General features: G+C 42.1%; 15 protein-coding genes. 5 read left to right on the top strand and 10 right to left on the bottom strand.

From position 1 onward, the window contains the following. Position 1: 1 nt before the first annotated feature. The 8 genes from J8Z28_RS02770 to radC all read right to left on the bottom strand — a co-directional run bounded on the left by J8Z28_RS02770 (position 2) and on the right by radC (position 3,754). Complete coding sequence (locus J8Z28_RS02770) at positions 2–433, bottom strand: type IV pilin protein (protein ID WP_321166298.1); 432 nt, start codon at positions 431–433, stop codon at positions 2–4. Positions 434–735: 302 nt separating this feature from the next. After that, on the bottom strand, positions 736–1,188 hold the full coding sequence (gene rplI / locus J8Z28_RS02765; RefSeq protein ID WP_054554192.1) for a 50S ribosomal protein L9: 453 nt from the start codon (positions 1,186–1,188) through the stop codon (positions 736–738). A gap of 35 nt (positions 1,189–1,223) precedes the next feature. Continuing rightward, positions 1,224–1,451, bottom strand: a complete 228-nt coding sequence (gene rpsR / locus J8Z28_RS02760; protein WP_002962753.1) for a 30S ribosomal protein S18 — start codon at positions 1,449–1,451, stop codon at positions 1,224–1,226. Between the two features lie 12 nt (positions 1,452–1,463). After that, positions 1,464–1,766 (bottom strand): primosomal replication protein N, encoded by a 303-nt coding sequence (gene priB / locus J8Z28_RS02755; protein ID WP_036973732.1) that lies wholly within the window; start codon positions 1,764–1,766, stop codon positions 1,464–1,466. 67 nt (positions 1,767–1,833) lie between these two features. Continuing rightward, positions 1,834–2,175 (bottom strand): 30S ribosomal protein S6, encoded by a 342-nt coding sequence (rpsF, locus tag J8Z28_RS02750; protein WP_036973113.1) that lies wholly within the window; start codon positions 2,173–2,175, stop codon positions 1,834–1,836. A 227-nt stretch (positions 2,176–2,402) separates the two neighbouring features. Beyond that, on the bottom strand, positions 2,403–2,558 hold the full coding sequence (rpmG, locus tag J8Z28_RS02745; RefSeq protein WP_022946036.1) for a 50S ribosomal protein L33: 156 nt from the start codon (positions 2,556–2,558) through the stop codon (positions 2,403–2,405). 11 nt (positions 2,559–2,569) lie between these two features. Next, positions 2,570–2,806: a 50S ribosomal protein L28 gene (rpmB, locus tag J8Z28_RS02740; RefSeq protein ID WP_036973115.1), complete on the bottom strand. Its 237-nt coding sequence runs from the start codon at positions 2,804–2,806 to the stop codon at positions 2,570–2,572. A 273-nt stretch (positions 2,807–3,079) separates the two neighbouring features. Next, on the bottom strand, positions 3,080–3,754 hold the full coding sequence (gene radC / locus J8Z28_RS02735; protein ID WP_250659847.1) for a RadC family protein: 675 nt from the start codon (positions 3,752–3,754) through the stop codon (positions 3,080–3,082). A 144-nt stretch (positions 3,755–3,898) separates the two neighbouring features. On the opposite strand from radC, the gene coaBC reads away from it, so the two are divergent. The 5 genes from coaBC (at position 3,899) to J8Z28_RS02710 (ending at position 13,192) form a co-directional block, all read left to right on the top strand. Then, on the top strand, positions 3,899–5,092 hold the full coding sequence (gene coaBC / locus J8Z28_RS02730) for a bifunctional phosphopantothenoylcysteine decarboxylase/phosphopantothenate--cysteine ligase CoaBC (protein WP_250659846.1): 1,194 nt from the start codon (positions 3,899–3,901) through the stop codon (positions 5,090–5,092). 112 nt (positions 5,093–5,204) lie between these two features. Further along, a complete protein-coding gene (gene slmA, locus J8Z28_RS02725) occupies positions 5,205–5,792 on the top strand; it encodes a nucleoid occlusion factor SlmA (RefSeq protein ID WP_054554189.1) in 588 nt (195 codons plus the stop codon). 237 nt (positions 5,793–6,029) lie between these two features. Then, positions 6,030–8,792 (top strand): S9 family peptidase, encoded by a 2,763-nt coding sequence (locus J8Z28_RS02720; RefSeq protein WP_250659845.1) that lies wholly within the window; start codon positions 6,030–6,032, stop codon positions 8,790–8,792. 189 nt (positions 8,793–8,981) lie between these two features. Further along, positions 8,982–11,195: a catalase/peroxidase HPI gene (katG, locus tag J8Z28_RS02715; protein ID WP_250659844.1), complete on the top strand. Its 2,214-nt coding sequence runs from the start codon at positions 8,982–8,984 to the stop codon at positions 11,193–11,195. A 299-nt stretch (positions 11,196–11,494) separates the two neighbouring features. Further along, entirely contained in the window at positions 11,495–13,192 is a 1,698-nt protein-coding gene (locus tag J8Z28_RS02710; protein WP_250659843.1) for a diguanylate cyclase, read from the top strand. A gap of 111 nt (positions 13,193–13,303) precedes the next feature. Here the strand turns inward: J8Z28_RS02710 and J8Z28_RS02705 are convergent, their stop codons facing one another. Both J8Z28_RS02705 and J8Z28_RS02700 read right to left on the bottom strand, forming a co-directional pair. Beyond that, the gene (locus J8Z28_RS02705; protein ID WP_250659842.1) at positions 13,304–14,569 is read right to left on the bottom strand and encodes a sensor domain-containing protein; all 1,266 of its coding nucleotides are present in this window, start codon (positions 14,567–14,569) and stop codon (positions 13,304–13,306) included. A 233-nt stretch (positions 14,570–14,802) separates the two neighbouring features. After that, entirely contained in the window at positions 14,803–15,987 is a 1,185-nt protein-coding gene (locus J8Z28_RS02700; RefSeq protein ID WP_250659841.1) for a BaiN/RdsA family NAD(P)/FAD-dependent oxidoreductase, read from the bottom strand. Between the last annotated feature and the right edge of the window lie 100 nt (positions 15,988–16,087).

The raw sequence follows: 16,087 nt of genomic DNA, 5'->3' as shown, positions 1-16,087 counted from the left end.
GTTACTCCCAGCAATCACTAAATGAAGCGCTATAACTACCATCATGTTTAACGGTTAAGTCACCACAGCGATCACCTGCTTGCGCCGAACCCGATTTAGGAGCGGCTTTTAAACTGTAGCCACGATTTTTAAAGTCGCTTACAGCACCTGATACTTTATCTGTTGCTGTGTAGGTAAAGGTGTAATAGTCGGTATTTTGGGTTACGAATGCATTAGGGTAGCCGCCATTTCGTGAATAAATACGTTCGAGGCTGGCGCTGTATTGCAGTAACTCTTGTTGAATATCAGCACGGCGACTACGTTGCATATGCTCAGTGTAAGCAGGCAGTGCTACGCTATACAGAATCCCTAAAATAGCGATTACGATAAGAATTTCTACTAATGTAAAGCCTGTTTGTTTACCCATTCCATGTGGTACTAATGCACTTTTCAACCTCAACCCCTTAATACTTTTTAACCAGCACAATACAAATGACAGCGTTGTCAGTGTCAATTTTAACCAATTTACTTTTACTCATTCGATTATACTAATAAGAATAAGAAAATTAAGAAAAAAGAACGTCTGTTTGTAAAATAGGTAAGATTATAGGATTGGTATTTGTGTGTTTAAAATATAGAAACTAATACTATTAGATGGCAACCGAGGAAGCAATAGCGGTACAAAATGCTACAATTCATAAATTTCAGGCACAAAAAAGCCGCACCTAAGTGCGGCTTTTTTACTTAATATTGCTATTAAGCTTCAGCGATAACGATTACTTTGATAGTAGCCGATACGTCTGAGTGTACTGCGATTGCTACGTCAAATTCGCCAGTCTCACGGATAGTACCTAGAGGTAAACGAACTTCTGATTTAGCAACTTCAACGCCAACAGCTGAAATAGCTTCAGCGATGTCGCGAGTACCGATAGAACCGAATAACTTGCCTTCGTCACCAGCTTTAGAAACTAGTGTAACTTCAGCTAATGCTTCTAACTTGTCAGCGCGAGCTTGAGCAGCAGCTAGATCTTCAGCGATCTTAGCTTCTAAATCAGCACGACGTGCTTCGAAAGTTTCGATGTTAGCTTTAGTTGCAGGAACTGCCTTACCTTGTGGGAAAAGGAAGTTACGTGCGAAGCCAGATTTAACTACAACCTGGTCACCTAGGCCACCTAGGTTTGCGATCTTGTCTAGTAGAATAACTTGCATGTCTCTACACCTTTTAAAAACTGTTAATCCGCTGCTTACTTATGTAAGTCAGTGTATGGAAGAAGGGCTAAGTAGCGAGCACGCTTGATAGCAGTTGCTAGCTGACGCTGATATTTAGCGCTAGTACCTGTGATACGGCTAGGTACGATTTTGCCACTTTCTGTAACATAGTTTCTAAGAGTAGCTAGATCTTTATAATCGATTTGTTGTACGCCTTCCGCTTTAAAGCGGCAGAACTTACGACGTCTGAAATAACGTGCCATGAGTAAAATTCCTCAAAAAATTCTTTCTATATGTTGAGCATGCAAAACCAATTGGCTTAAGCCGTTTCGGCCTTCGTGACGGTTTAAAAACCCCGTCACTTGCACTTGTTGCCCAACGTGCAATTGTTGAGTTTGTTGTTGCATTGGCGTGCCGCTGGCAACAACTTGAAGCCTGACATAACTATTACGGTTAAGGTCTGCTTCAACTTGCATCGATTTATGTTCAAGAACAAAAATACAATGCGGTATACCAGCAGGGCTTTGGCTATATTTAGGTGTTTTACAAACAACCCCAGATAGTGTCAGCTGATTCATATAAGGATTAAGCGGTTGGCTCATCTTTTTGTCTCAACTGCAAGCGCCATGCTTGAACTCAAAACGATTAAGCAGCTGGTGCTTCTTTCTTCTCTTCTTTCGCAAGAGGAGATGCTTCAGTTACAGCGTCTTTAGTACGCATAACTAAGTTACGAAGCACTGCATCGTTGTAGCGGAAAGTAGTTTCTAGCTCGCTGATTACTTCAGTAGGTGCTTCAACGTTCATAAGAACATAATGAGCTTTGTGAAGCTTGTCGATTGGGTAAGCCAATTGACGACGGCCCCAGTCTTCAAGACGGTGGATAGTACCACCAGCTTCAGTGATAGAACCAGTATAACGTTCGATCATACCAGGTACTTGCTCACTCTGATCAGGGTGAACCATGAATACGATTTCGTAATGACGCATGGATATTCCTTACGGTTAATAGAGCCTTCTACCGTTTCGGCCAGTCGGTTTAAGGCAAGGAATTAAATTTAATAAGCCGAAATGAGCGCGCATTTTACGCTTAGATTGATAATTAAGCAAGATAAAACAGCAAGCCAAGCTAGATTATTGTGCCCTATTAAGATTTTCTAAACGCTAAAAACAAAAAACCCAGCCGAGGCTGGGTTTTTGAATTCTGAAAACTAAAATTACTTGATTTTAGCTTCTTTGAAAATCACGTGTTTACGAGCTTTAGGATCGTATTTTTTGATTTCCATTTTTTCAGGCATGTTACGCTTGTTCTTGTCGGTAGTGTAGAAAAAACCAGTACCAGCAGTTGAAACTAAACGGATCTTATCGCGCATGATTCAGTTCCTTAAACTTTTTCGCCACGAGCACGGATTTCTGTAAGAACCGCGTCGATGCCTTTTTTATCGATAATACGCATACCTTTAGTAGTAGTGCGTAGTGTTACAAAACGTTTTTCACTTTCAACCCAAAAACGGTGAGTTTGTAGGTTAGGTAGGAAACGACGTTTAGTCGCGTTTCTCGCGTGTGAACGGTGGTTACCAACCGCTGGACGCTTACCTGTAACTTGACATACTTTAGACATGTCTATATATCTCCAATAACTTCGCTCGAGCTTAATTTTCCCTTAGGCCAGTATTTGTGCCCCGGGATAAATCGAAGGGCGCTCTTTATACAGCTTATACAGGCAAAGATCAAGTAACAGATCTTATCCAATCAGCTCATGTGTAAATTTGATAGCGGCTAATTATAAAGATCGAATGCCCTTAGGGAAAGTAAAAACTGCATTTAAATTAAACTAATTTCTAAAATCGCCCTAAACTGCTCATTTTTAACACACTCTCTAATACAGTTGGCTCTATATAAGCCCTCTTTCAGCAAACGAAACACAATTTTCACCACCCACTATGATGTGATCCAGCACATTTATGTCAATTAAGGCTAAGGCTTGCTGTAATTTTGTGGTGATTAATTTATCGGCCTGACTAGGTTCAGCAACCCCGCTTGGGTGGTTATGAGCAAGTATTAGTGCCGCCGCATTATTACGCAGTGCAGCTTTAACAACTTCGCGTGGGTACACAGAAGCGGCATTAATAGTGCCGTAAAAAAGTACTTCGTCTTTAATTAGCTGGTTTTGACTATCTAAGTACAGCACCATAAATACTTCTTGCTGTAAGCCTCGCAGCTGAATAGTTAAATAGTCATACACGGCTTGCGGCGAAGTAAATAGTGCTTCGCGCTTACATTGCTCAAGCATATAGCGCCGGCTTAGCTCAAGTACTGCTTGAAGCTGCACATACTTAGCAGCTCCTAAACCCTTTTGGGCACAAAACTCTTGTTCAGATGCATTAAATAAGTTGTGCAAAGTGCTGTTTATATCAAGTAGGTGCTCAGCCAGCTCAATGGCATTCATGCCCGGCACACCGGTACGTAAGAATATTGCTAATAACTCTGCATCTGAGAGTGCTTTGGCGCCTTGGGCAAGTAACTTCTCCCGCGGCCTTGCTGATAAAGGTAAATCGGTTAATGGCATTGCTTCATCCTTAAAACAACTATTCCATTTATTAAACTGTACTATAAAATCCAGTTTTTGCCTGTCAGTAAAAAAGAAAACTTCATGCTATCGGTAAAGATTTGCTATCGTTAGCCCATATCGACAAAGGTTAAATTTCACGTAATGACAAAATCAGTAAATAAAAAAATCCTGCTAGGTATGAGTGGTGGTATTGCAGCCTATAAATGTGCAGAACTTGTTCGCCGTTTAAAAGATCGAGGCTGTGAAGTAAAAGTCGTCATGACCGACTCAGCCAAACACTTTATTACTCCTTTAACTATGCAAGCGGTAAGCGGTGAGATTGTTTCTGATTCATTACTCGACCCAGCAGCAGAAGCCGCAATGGGTCATATCGAATTTGCCAAATGGGCAGACCTTATTTTAGTCGCCCCTGCAACCAGTAATATTTTAGCCAAAATGGCCATGGGTATTGCAGATGACTTACTAACAACCCTACTACTGGCTACCCCAGCAAAAGTGGCGGTTGCGCCTGCAATGAACCAACAAATGTATGCCCACCCTGCTACACAAGCAAATCTTGCCACACTAAGTGAGCGCGGCGTGGCTATTTGGGGCCCAGGTAAAGGCGAGCAAGCTTGTGGTGATGTAGGCGCAGGCCGTATGTTAGAGCCTCATGAGTTAGTCGCGCTTTGTACACAACCTGAAGTAGAGCCATTACTTGCAGGCAAAACCATCACGATTACTGCAGGACCAACCCGAGAAGCCCTCGACCCAGTTCGTTATATCTCTAACCACAGCTCAGGCAAAATGGGTTATGCCCTTGCAGAAGCTGCACTTGCGCTAGGTGCAAAGGTAAATCTGATTTCAGGCCCCGTAACAATTAAAGCACCTGCCAATGCCCTGCTTACTAATATAGAAAGTGCTGAGCAATTACTTACCGCCTCAATGGAACTGGCCGCGCAATCGGATGCTTTTATCGGCTGTGCAGCAGTGGCTGATTACCGTGCAGCAGCAATTCATGAGCAAAAGATGAAAAAGCAAGGCGATGAACTAACCCTTACTTTAGTTAAAAACCCAGATGTTATCGCTAATGTCGCAGCACTTAGCGAAAACCGCCCTTATACCGTTGGCTTTGCGGCAGAAACTCAAGATGTTGCAAGCTATGCACAAGGTAAATTAAAGAACAAAAACCTCGATATGATCTGCGCAAATGACGTATCAAAAGAAGGCCTTGGCTTTAATTCTGATCATAATGCTTTAACACTCTTCTGGCACAATGAGCAGCTAGATTTAGCAATGGGAAGTAAAAAAGATTTAGCCATGAGCGTAATGACTGAGCTTGCCAAGCGTTTGTAAAAATGCTGGAAAGAAACTGAATAAAACATTAACATAAGCCACTCATTTGCACAAAAAATGGCTTGTCTGACTCCCAACAGCGCAAGTAATAAATTATAAGAAAGGAATGGTCATGCCTGCGACAAAAAGAAGTAATCGCAAAGAGCAGATTCTGCAAGCACTCGCACAAATGTTAGAAACCAGCCCAGGTCAACGTATCACCACCGCAAAGCTCGCGGCCGAGGTAGGTGTGTCTGAAGCTGCGTTATATCGTCATTTTCCGAGTAAAGCACGGATGTTTGAGGGCCTAATCGAGTTTATTGAAGATACCCTGTTATCACGCATTAACCTCATTTTAGAAAATGAGAAAGAAAGCCAAACACGTGTATACAATATTTTGCTGTTATTGCTAGCCTTCGCCGAGAAAAACCCGGGCATTACCCGCATTTTGACCGGTGATGCCTTACAAGGTGAACAAGAGCGTTTACGTGAACGTGTACAAGGCTTATTTGAAAAGCTAGAAACTCAGTTCAAGCAAGTGCTACGCGAACGCAAACTTCGCGAAGGTAAAGCATTCCAGTCAGACGAAAGCACCCTAGCCAACTTCCTACTCGCCTATGTAGAAGGTAAGATGAATCAATTCGTGCGCAGCGACTTTAAAGCAAAACCAAGTGCACAATTTGAAAAACAATGGCCAGAGCTACAGAAGATTTGGTTGTAGGTAATTAGCCGTAGGCGCGATTTCATATCGCGCAACGGTGAAATTAAAATTACGCGGGGTAAACCCGCTCCCCTTCTAACAAAACCTACCGACCACTTTTTTTAGCTTATGGCTGATAGCTTAAAGCTTACAGCTATCAGCTCACCTCCCCAAACACGCCACTTATCGTATCTACTCGAATTGTTTATTAAAAACGCTACACTGGGCGCATCAATTTAAAAACAACGAGAAAGATGAATGAAAGCGCAATTATCACTTTTGAGCTTAGCCTTAGTGACAAGCCTTGGTAGTGCACAGGTTAGTGCGAAAGAAGCTCTGCAATTTAAAGACGTGTTTGATTTTAAATACGCAAAAGGCACCCAACTTTCTGAAGATGGCCAAATTCTTAGCTTTAGTGCCGACCCTTATCGCGGTAATGCACAAGGTCAGGTTTATACATTAAACAACAACACCTTGCTAACTAGCGTTGAGCGCGGTACTCGCCCAACTATTAATAAAGCAGCAAACTGGGTAGCTTTTACTCAGGTACCGACCCTACTTGAAAAAGAAACCACCAAGAAAAAAGATGAGCTAAAAAACAACCTTGTTTTAGTGAATACTATCAATGGTGAGCAACAAACCTTTAACGATGTAAAAGACTATGCACTATCGGATGATGGTGTATGGCTTGCTTACCGACTCGATAAGAAAGCAGAAAAAGCAGATAAAAAAGACAGCGAAGAAAAAGACGAAAACAGCAGCGAAATCAAGCCAGACAAAAAAGATAAAAGCTTTGATTTAGTGCTTGTTAACCTTCAAGACAAAACCACTCACACCGTAGATAATGTATTTAGTTATGCAATGAGTAGCACTGGCGAGCAATTATTAGCAAGCCAAAGCTACAGCAATGGTGCCGATAACCAAGTTGTATTAGTTGATCTTAATAATGGCTTTGCAACTAGTGTGTTGATTGATGAGCCGGGTGTTGTGGCAAATAAAATAGCTTGGCAGCCAAACAGCAATACCGCAGCGCTATTAATTGGTAATTACGTTAATGATGATACACGCCGCCGTGACCACAGCTTACAGCTTTTACAAAACGGAGCGCTTTCAACCATTCACTCTGCAGATAGCAGCTGGACTATTGGCAAAACAGCATCGCTAAAATGGTCTGAAGATGGTGCTCGTTTATACTTTGAAAACCACCCTAAACTCGCTGCAAAAGTTGCCCTAAAAGAATACAAAGATGAAGCCTCTTTATATGATTTCGATACCATTCGCGACCAAAAGGGCCTTAACGTTTGGCACAATAAAGACGCTGAAATTAAGCCACGCGAAGAGCAGCAATGGAACAAAGCGAATAAGCTTCGCCACTACCAAGCGGTATATCATGTAAATGGTCAGCAAGTTGTGCAGTTAAGCACGCCGAACATGCCTGAGGTCTCACTTAATACTCATCGCGAAGCTCTATTAGGCTATTCAGACCGACCTTACCTAGAACGTATTATGTATGGCGGTTTTTACGCAGATTACTTCAGCGTTGATGTTAAAACCGGTAAACAAACCGCTATTGTCAGCGACTATCCGTTTAGACCAAGCCTTGCGCCTAATGGTCAATTTGCGGCATTTTTCCAAGACAGCCAAGTACAGCTCAAAGATTTAGGTAACAACAAGGTTTCGACCTTATCTAAAGCAATTAACGCTATTTTTGCTGATGATAAACATGACTATCCATCGCCTCAGCCGGGTTATGGTTTTGCTGGCTGGTTAAACGACAGCAGCCAAGTACTGGTTTACAGCAAATTTGATATTTGGGCTTTTGATGTCGCAACACAAAAAGCAACCCGTTTAACTCAAGGTAAAGAAAGCAATACCCAATATCGTGTTATTAAACTAGATAAAGACCAAGTGGGCTTTGCCAAAGACGAAATATTATTACTAAGCGCAACCAACCTGCAAGATAAGCAAACTGAAATTGCAAAACTCGACTTATCAAGCAATAAGGTAAGCAAAGTACTTTCGGGTAAAAAGCGCTTTGATGTAGTGAAAAAGGCAAAAAATGCCGATAAATATCTCTTTACTGCACAAACATATCAGCAATTCCCAGATTACTACCAAACTGATTTTAGCTTCAAAAAGCCACAGCGTGTTACCAACCTAAACCCACAAATTAGCAACTTTGCATGGGGCGAAAAACCTGAGCTTATTAGCTACAAAGGGTTTGATGGGGAAGACTTACAAGGTGTGTTGATCAAACCTGCGGGCTACAAAAAAGGCGATAAAGTTCCAGTAGTTGTGTACTTCTACCGCTATATGAGCCAACGCATGTATGACTTCCCGAAAATGGAATTAAATCATCGTCCTAACTTCCCGATGTTTACTTCAAATGGCTATGCGATTTTCTTACCTGATATCCGTTTTGAAATTGGTCACCCAGGTAAATCGTCAACCCAAACGATGATCAACGCCACTCAAAAGTTAATTGATTTAGGCATTGCTGATCCAGATAAAATTGGTTTACAAGGTCACTCATGGGCAGGCTACCAAAGCGCCTTTATGATCACTCAAACAGATATGTTTAAGGCGGTTGTATCGGGTGCGCCAGTATCGAACATGACCAGTGCTTATAGTGGTATTCGCTTAAAATCAGGCCTTGCACGTCAGTTCCAATACGAAACAGGGCAAAGCCGCATTGGTAAAACGTTATTCGAAGCCCCAGAGCTATACATCGAAAACTCACCAGTGTTCTTCGCAGATAAGGTGAATACCCCAATTCTGATTATGTTTGGCGACAAAGATGATGCTGTGCCATGGCACGAAGGTGTTCAATACTACCTAGCGCTTCGTCGTGCGGGTAAAGATGCCACCTTCTTACAATACGAAGGTGAACCACATCACCTGAAGAAATTTCCTAACCAAGTGGATTTCTCAGTACGCATGATGGAATATTTTGATCATTACTTAAAAGGCAAACCAGCCGCTGAGTGGATCAAAAATGGTGTACCCTTCATTGAAGAATAAGCAATAAGCTGAATTTAAGCTTACTGCACACCTCCCCCAGAGCCAGCATTTTTGCTGGCTTTGTTCTATAAAATCAATCACACCATCTATTTTTTCGATTTTATCAATCGATTTAAACCCCGGTTTGTAAGTGGAAAGTTAACCAGAACATAACTATATTTCACCCAACTTCTAACTGGAGACAACACAATGTTTAAGAAATCAACTTCAGCTTTGTCTAAAGTAGCTGTTGCGGTATCACTATTGGTGGCAACAGGCGTACAAGCTACAAACGACATCAAATCAAACCAATTCTGGTGGCCAGAGCAATTAGATCTTAGCCAACTTCGTGCCCATGGCGCAGAGTCTGACCCTATGGGTCCTTACTTTGATTACAAAAAAGAATTCTTAAAGTTAGACCTAAACGCAGTGAAAGCTGATATTGAGAAAGTATTGACTGATTCTCAAGATTGGTGGCCTGCTGACTACGGTCACTATGGTCCGTTCTTCATCCGTATGGCGTGGCACGCATCAGGTACTTACCGTACTTTTGATGGTCGTGGTGGCGCAGGCGGTGGTCAACAACGTTTCGACCCATTAAACAGCTGGCCTGATAACGCGAACCTTGATAAGGCGCGTCGTTTACTTTGGCCTATAAAACAAAAATACGGTCGCAGCATTTCTTGGGCTGACTTAATGGCGTTAACAGGTAACGTTGCGCTTGAATCAATGGGCTTCAAAACATTCGGTTATGCCGGTGGTCGTGAAGACGATTGGGAACCAGATTACGTATACTGGGGCCCTGAAGGCAAAATGTTAACTGACGAACGTCGTGACAAAAAAGGTAAACTTAAAGGGCCATTAGCGGCAGTTGAGATGGGCTTAATTTATGTAAACCCAGAAGGCCCTCACGGTAACCCTGATCCACTTCTAGCAGCAGAAGACATTCGTTTATCATTCGGCCGCATGGCAATGAACGATGAAGAAATCGTTGCGCTAATCGCCGGTGGTCACAGCTTTGGTAAAGCACACGGCGCGAAAAAAGCGACGTGTTTAGACAAAGAGCCAGCAGCAGCGGGTATCGAAGAGCAAGGTTTAGGTTGGAAAAACAAATGTGGTAAAGGTCACTCTGAAGATACCATCACTTCAGGTCTTGAAGGTGCATGGACAGTGACACCAACACGTTGGTCAATCAACTACCTACAAAACTTATTCAGCTTTGAGTGGGTTAAAACTAAGAGCCCTGCAGGTGCGACTCAGTGGATCCCAGAAAATGGTCAAGCGTCTAACCTAGTGCCAGATGCGCACATTAAAGGTAAGCGTCATGCGCCTATCATGTTCACAACTGATATCGCGTTAAAAGCAGATCCTGAGTTCCGTAAGATCTCACAGCGTTTCTTAAACGACCCGAAAGAGTTCGAACTGGCATTTGCTAAAGCATGGTTCAAACTAAACCACCGCGATATGGGCCCACGTGCTCGTTACCTAGGTGACTTAGTGCCAGAAGAAGTATTAATTTGGCAAGACTACATCCCTGCGGTTGACCACAAACTAGTAGACAGCAAAGATATCGCGTCACTTAAAGCTAGCATCTTAGATTCAGGTTTATCTGTATCTGAACTAGTGCGTGTTGCTTGGGCATCAGCAGCAAGCTACCGCGATACAGATATGCGTGGTGGTGCAAACGGTGCACGTATTCGCTTTGCTCCACAAAAAGATTGGCCGGTAAACAACCCGAAAGAAGTGGCTAAAGTACTTAGCAAACTTGAGAAAATCCAAACTAAGTTCAACAAAAAAGCATCTGGCGGTAAAGAAATTTCACTAGCAGATATGATTGTTCTTGGTGGTGCGGCTGCAATCGAAAAAGCAGCTAGCGACGCGGGTTTCTCTATCGCAGTACCATTCAAGCCAGGCCGTATGGACGCATCATTAGAAATGACTGACGTTGAATCATTCGAAGTACTTGAGCCAACAGCAGATGCGTTCCGTAACTACTACAGCTCAGCATGGAAATCACCGGCTGAAATGTTAGTTGAACGCGCTGACTTACTAAGCTTATCAGTACCAGAAATGACTGCACTACTAGGTGGTATGCGTGCCCTTAACGCGAATACTGACCAAACTAAACACGGTGTATTCACGAAAAAACCTGGCACATTAAGCAACGATTTCTTCGTTAACCTATTAGATATGTCAACGAAGTGGTCTAAGTCTTCTGAAGAAGGTATTTACGAAGGCCGTGACCGTAAGTCAGGCAAACTTAAGTGGACAGCAACACCAGTAGATTTAATCTTCGGTTCAAACTCAGAGCTACGTTCAATTGCTGAAGTGTATGCCTCTGACGATGCTAAACAAAAGTTCGTTGATGACTTCGTAGCAGCATGGACTAAAGTGATGACGCTAGATCGTTTCGACTTACGTTAATTCAATATCAATCGTGTTAAGTTATTAAGCATTTATAGCGACAGAAAAATAGAGTGATAACAAGGCATAAATTTTGACACGTAGTTATTCTACTTAAAAAAATTATAACGCAGTTAGCGCTTTATTTAGCTCGCTAGAAGGATTAAATGTTTAAGTCGATTGATATCATATTTCGCAACCAACAAAGCCGCTAAATTAGCGGCTTTTTTTATTTTCGTTGATAATTTACTCGACAAGGCAGCGGTTTAAGTTAAAAATAAAACTTTATCATTATATTTATTTGGACACAGGCATTAGGGATGATTGCGCGCTTTTTACTGCTTTTTGTTTTCTACTCATTATGCCTAAGCATAACTAGCCAAAGCCGTGCAGATAATTCCCCGATTGTTAATATCGAACAACGTAGCGTTGACCTCACTCAATTTGCTATGAGCTATTTTATTGATAGCACAGGCACTATGCCTCTTTCACAAGTTCAGCAGCAAAATTTTATCAACAGTCAAAACGAGCTTACTTTAGGCACCAACGCTAAAACGACGTGGTCAAAAATAGTAATAAAAAATAGCTACAGCGATACCCTACGCTTATTTGTGCATAACCCAGATGCCTATCATTTAGAAGAAGTCAGCTTTTACGAAACACAATCAGCACAACTGATAAACCAATCAGTTATTCAACTTGATAAAACAGGCCCTAAAGCCAACATGTTTGGTGGCAGTGCCGTGTTTTCGTTTTATATTGCTCCTAACCAGCAAAAAACAATTTATATAAAAAGCGTCACCTTTTCACATCAGTGGTTTGCATTAACTATTTATGATGAAGAGCATTCAAAGCGAGCCCTTGTCGGGAATGGTAATTACATTGCGCTACTTGTCGGGATGATGTTAGCGCTAATGATTTATAACTTCTTCTTGTATTTATCGGCACGTAAAATCGAGAATATTGTTTACGCCCTGTATCTTATCTCTGGTACGGTTTGGGTGGCGCTATCTTATGGTGTTGCTGCTAACTTCTTTGGTATTTTTAGTGCTGAGCTACTACAGCTCAATTCTAACCTACTGAGCATGCCAAGCTTTTTAGTGATTTTTGTAATGCTCATTTTCGAAACCAAAAAACATTACCCTAAAGAGCATATCGCGCTGTCGATTATTTTGTTCTTACTGGTAGCTGACTTTATCTATAGCCTGTTCGATATTGTGGGGGCATTAAAACCTGCCAGTAGCTTGGCAGCTTTAATGATGACGGTGACATTTGGAGTATCTATTTCGCTGTGGCGCAAAGGTAACACACTGGCAAAATACTTTTTGCTCGGCCACTCTATGTTCGTTATTTTTAATATGCTGGCGGTGCTTTATTACAAAGGGATCAGCGACGCAAACGTGATAAATAGCCACGGTGTAGGCATAGGTATTTTGCTCGAAGCATTAATGATGGCGTTTATTCTTTCTTATCGAATTAAGAGCCTCGAAAAAATTAAAGCACAGCAAACTGAGCTCAACCGCCTAGTCGATACAGATCCTATGACAGGCCTATACAACCGCCGTTATTTTGACAGAAAAAGTGAAGAACTGATTGCCGCAATGTCAACCAATCAGCAAGACCTAACCCTTCTAATTGCTGATCTTGACCACTTCAAAAACATCAACGACACATATGGTCACGATGTTGGCGATAAAGTCATTATCGCATTTGCCAACATACTCACCTCAGAGCAAGGCCTTGCTGATATAGCCTGCCGTTACGGCGGCGAAGAATTTGTGTTATTACTCAATTGTAACCTACTTGATGCAAAACAAGCTGCCGAGCGAATTCGCCAAAAAGCCCAAGAAACCTACATCACCATTGATGAGGTGCAAACCGTGCAATTTACCGTGAGTATTGGTGTACACAGCGTAGCTCATGCTTCAACAACTGTGAAAGAAACCCTCACCATTGCCGACAAAGCATTGTATAAAGCAAAAAGTAACGGCCGTAATTGTGTTGAAGTGGCTGCTTGAGGGGAAAGTGGTGAGCGGTAAGCGGTATTATGTAGGTCGCCATTTATGGCGACAATTTTTAGTGCTAGGTTCAAGTTTCAAGTTTCAGAGTAACTTAAGGCGTTAAAACCATTAGCTGAAATGAATAATGGTTGTTCCGGGTTGCTTTTTAGCTTGGTACATAGCCGCATCCGCTTCTTCAATTAGCTGGTTTGCTGCATACACACCATCGCCGAGAAAATGCGCTGTCACACCGATACTTGCTGTGACTTCAATTGACTTACCTTTACAACTAAAAGGGGCTGAAAATTGATCCGCAATTTTATGTGCCAAGCGATTCAGAATCGTCGTGTTAGTCACGCCTGAAATAGTCACTAAAAACTCATCTCCTCCCATTCTTATCACATAATCGGTACTTCTGACGGCAGCTTTAAGTTGCTTTGCAACCCATACCAAAACTTCATCGCCTAGTGCATGACCATGCTGATCGTTGATTTGTTTAAACTCATCTAAGTCGATATAAATAAAGCCCATTCCCTCAGCCACATCACCATTTTCACTAAATACATCATTTAATAATTGCTCTAGATAACGACGGTTCGGTAATTGAGTAAGCGGGTCAAGGTTAGCAAGCTCAATCAAAGCCTGCTCTTTATTTTTTCGAGCTGAAATGTCACGCACAATCGCAAGAAGATAGCTTTTCCCTTGATGGTCGATATGACACACACTCACTTCAGTTGGAAAAACCTGACCATCTTTTTGTTTTAAGCACGACTCAAAAATAGTGGTTTCTTGAGCTTTTATACGCGCCACCCTTTCTTGCCATTTAGCCTTGGTATCGTAGTCAGGGTTAATGTCTGGAATGGTTAGTTTTAAAAGCTCCTCCTTTTCATAACCTAAGCACCTATAAGCAAATTGATTACAATTAAGGATTTGACCAAACTGAGGGTTTGCAACAAAGATGGCATCATTTGATTTATCAACCAAATAGGTCAGCAAAATATCCGCGGCCGCCTCTTTATTGACTGTTGTTAAGTCAATAATTTGCGAAATATAACGCACAACATTACCGTCATTATCCATCTCAGCAACAATATTCAGCTGACAATAAATAGCATGACCCAACTTATGCATGTAACGCTTTTCGATTTGTAATGGCTGCTCAGGAAACTGATTAAGCTTGGCACGAATAGTTTTATTTAACTCTCTGTCATCAGCATGAGTTATAACAACATCATCTGCGTACACTTCATCGCCTTCGTAACCTAATAGTTGTTTTAGCGCCGGGTTTGCATATTCGAGTTTGCCGCTAGGCGAGGAAACAATGACAGGGATAGGTGTAATTTCTATTAACCGATAAATAGGATTAACAAACATCTGTACGTCATTAAGTTTCATGGGCAACTCGAGTCCAATACATTATTACTACTCAGTAAAATGAAATAATAGACTATAAATCGGAAGTTAGCTTTAAGCGGGGAGCTGTAAGCTAAATTATGTAGGTCGCCATTTATGGCGTTATTAAAAACGCGCTAAAGCACGACCTACGAGCAAGTGCTAACCTAGAGCCTAGCTCCTATGACCTGACCACTAACACCTTTCCCCTTGCAACTCGCAACTAGCAACTTAAATCAACAATACTGCCCTGCTGCAAAGCCACAGCTCCAAGCATATTGGAAGTTGTAGCCGCCTAGCCAGCCGGTGACGTCGGTGACTTCGCCGATGAAATAAAGGCCCGGTGACTTTTTCGCTTCGAAGGTTTTTGAGCTTAACTCGTCGGTGTCTACACCGCCAAGCGTGACTTCGGCTGTTCTGTAACCCTCTGTGCCGTTTGGTTTAATTTGCCAATTGTGAATGTAGTCATGTAACGCGTCGATTTGCGCATGGCTTAGCTGGTTTACATTGCAATCAGGGATCGCTTTAGTATCGTGCAGCATTTCAACAAAACGCTTTGGTAAAATTGTGGCAAGGGTGTTTTTTAGTGACTTTTGCCCTTGGCTTTGACGCCACTGCTCAAGTTGCTTTTTTAAATCGATCTCGGGTAACAAGTTGATGTACACAGTTTGCCCTGCACGCCAAAAAGAGCTGATTTGTAAAATCGCTGGGCCCGAAAGGCCGCGATGAGTAAACAAGATGTTTTCTTTAAACTGGGTGCCATCTTCACTGGTAACCTGACAAGGAATGCTGATCCCCGATAACCCATCAAAGCGATCTTTATCATGCTGGTGTAACGTAAATGGCACTAATGCCGCCATGGTTGGTAACACTGTTAAACCAAATTGCTCTGCAATTTTATAACCAATTGGTGATGCACCAAGCTTAGGCATAGTTAATCCACCGGATGCGACAACTAACGACTCACATTGATAGCTGTCTTGCTCAGTAATAACTTCATAGCCCGCATCGGTTTTTGTCACGCTGAGTACTTCGTTACGCAGCGCTATGTTAACACCCGCCCACTCACACTCAGTTAAAAGAATGTCGACGATATCTTGAGCGCTGTTATCACAAAATAACTGGCCCAGCGTTTTATGATGATACGCCAAGCCGTGACGGTCCACCAGCTCTATAAAGTCATGCTGGGTATAACGACTTAAACACGATTTGACAAAATGAGGATTACCACACAAGTAGTTGTCTGGGCTTGCGTTTTCATTGGTGAAGTTACAACGCCCGCCGCCGCTAATTAATATTTTACGGCCCGGCTTTTTGCCCATATCAAGCACAGTAACATTGCGACCACGGTAGCCTGCTTGTGCAGCACACATCAAACCTGCGGCACCGGCGCCAATCACAATTACATCTACTTGGGTCATTACTCATACTCACTAAAAAAATTTAGCTGATTATAACAAGTTATTGTCGCTGCTGTGTTAACACTGAGGTGTTTTTACAAAAAAGATAAAACCAAAAAAC

This window comes from Pseudoalteromonas sp. SCSIO 43088, assembly GCF_023650795.1.
In the GTDB taxonomy this organism is placed as follows: Bacteria; Pseudomonadota; Gammaproteobacteria; order Enterobacterales; family Alteromonadaceae; genus Pseudoalteromonas; species Pseudoalteromonas shioyasakiensis.
Note: the sequence above shows the minus strand (reverse complement) of the source record. Positions and strands in the feature narration are given on the sequence as shown.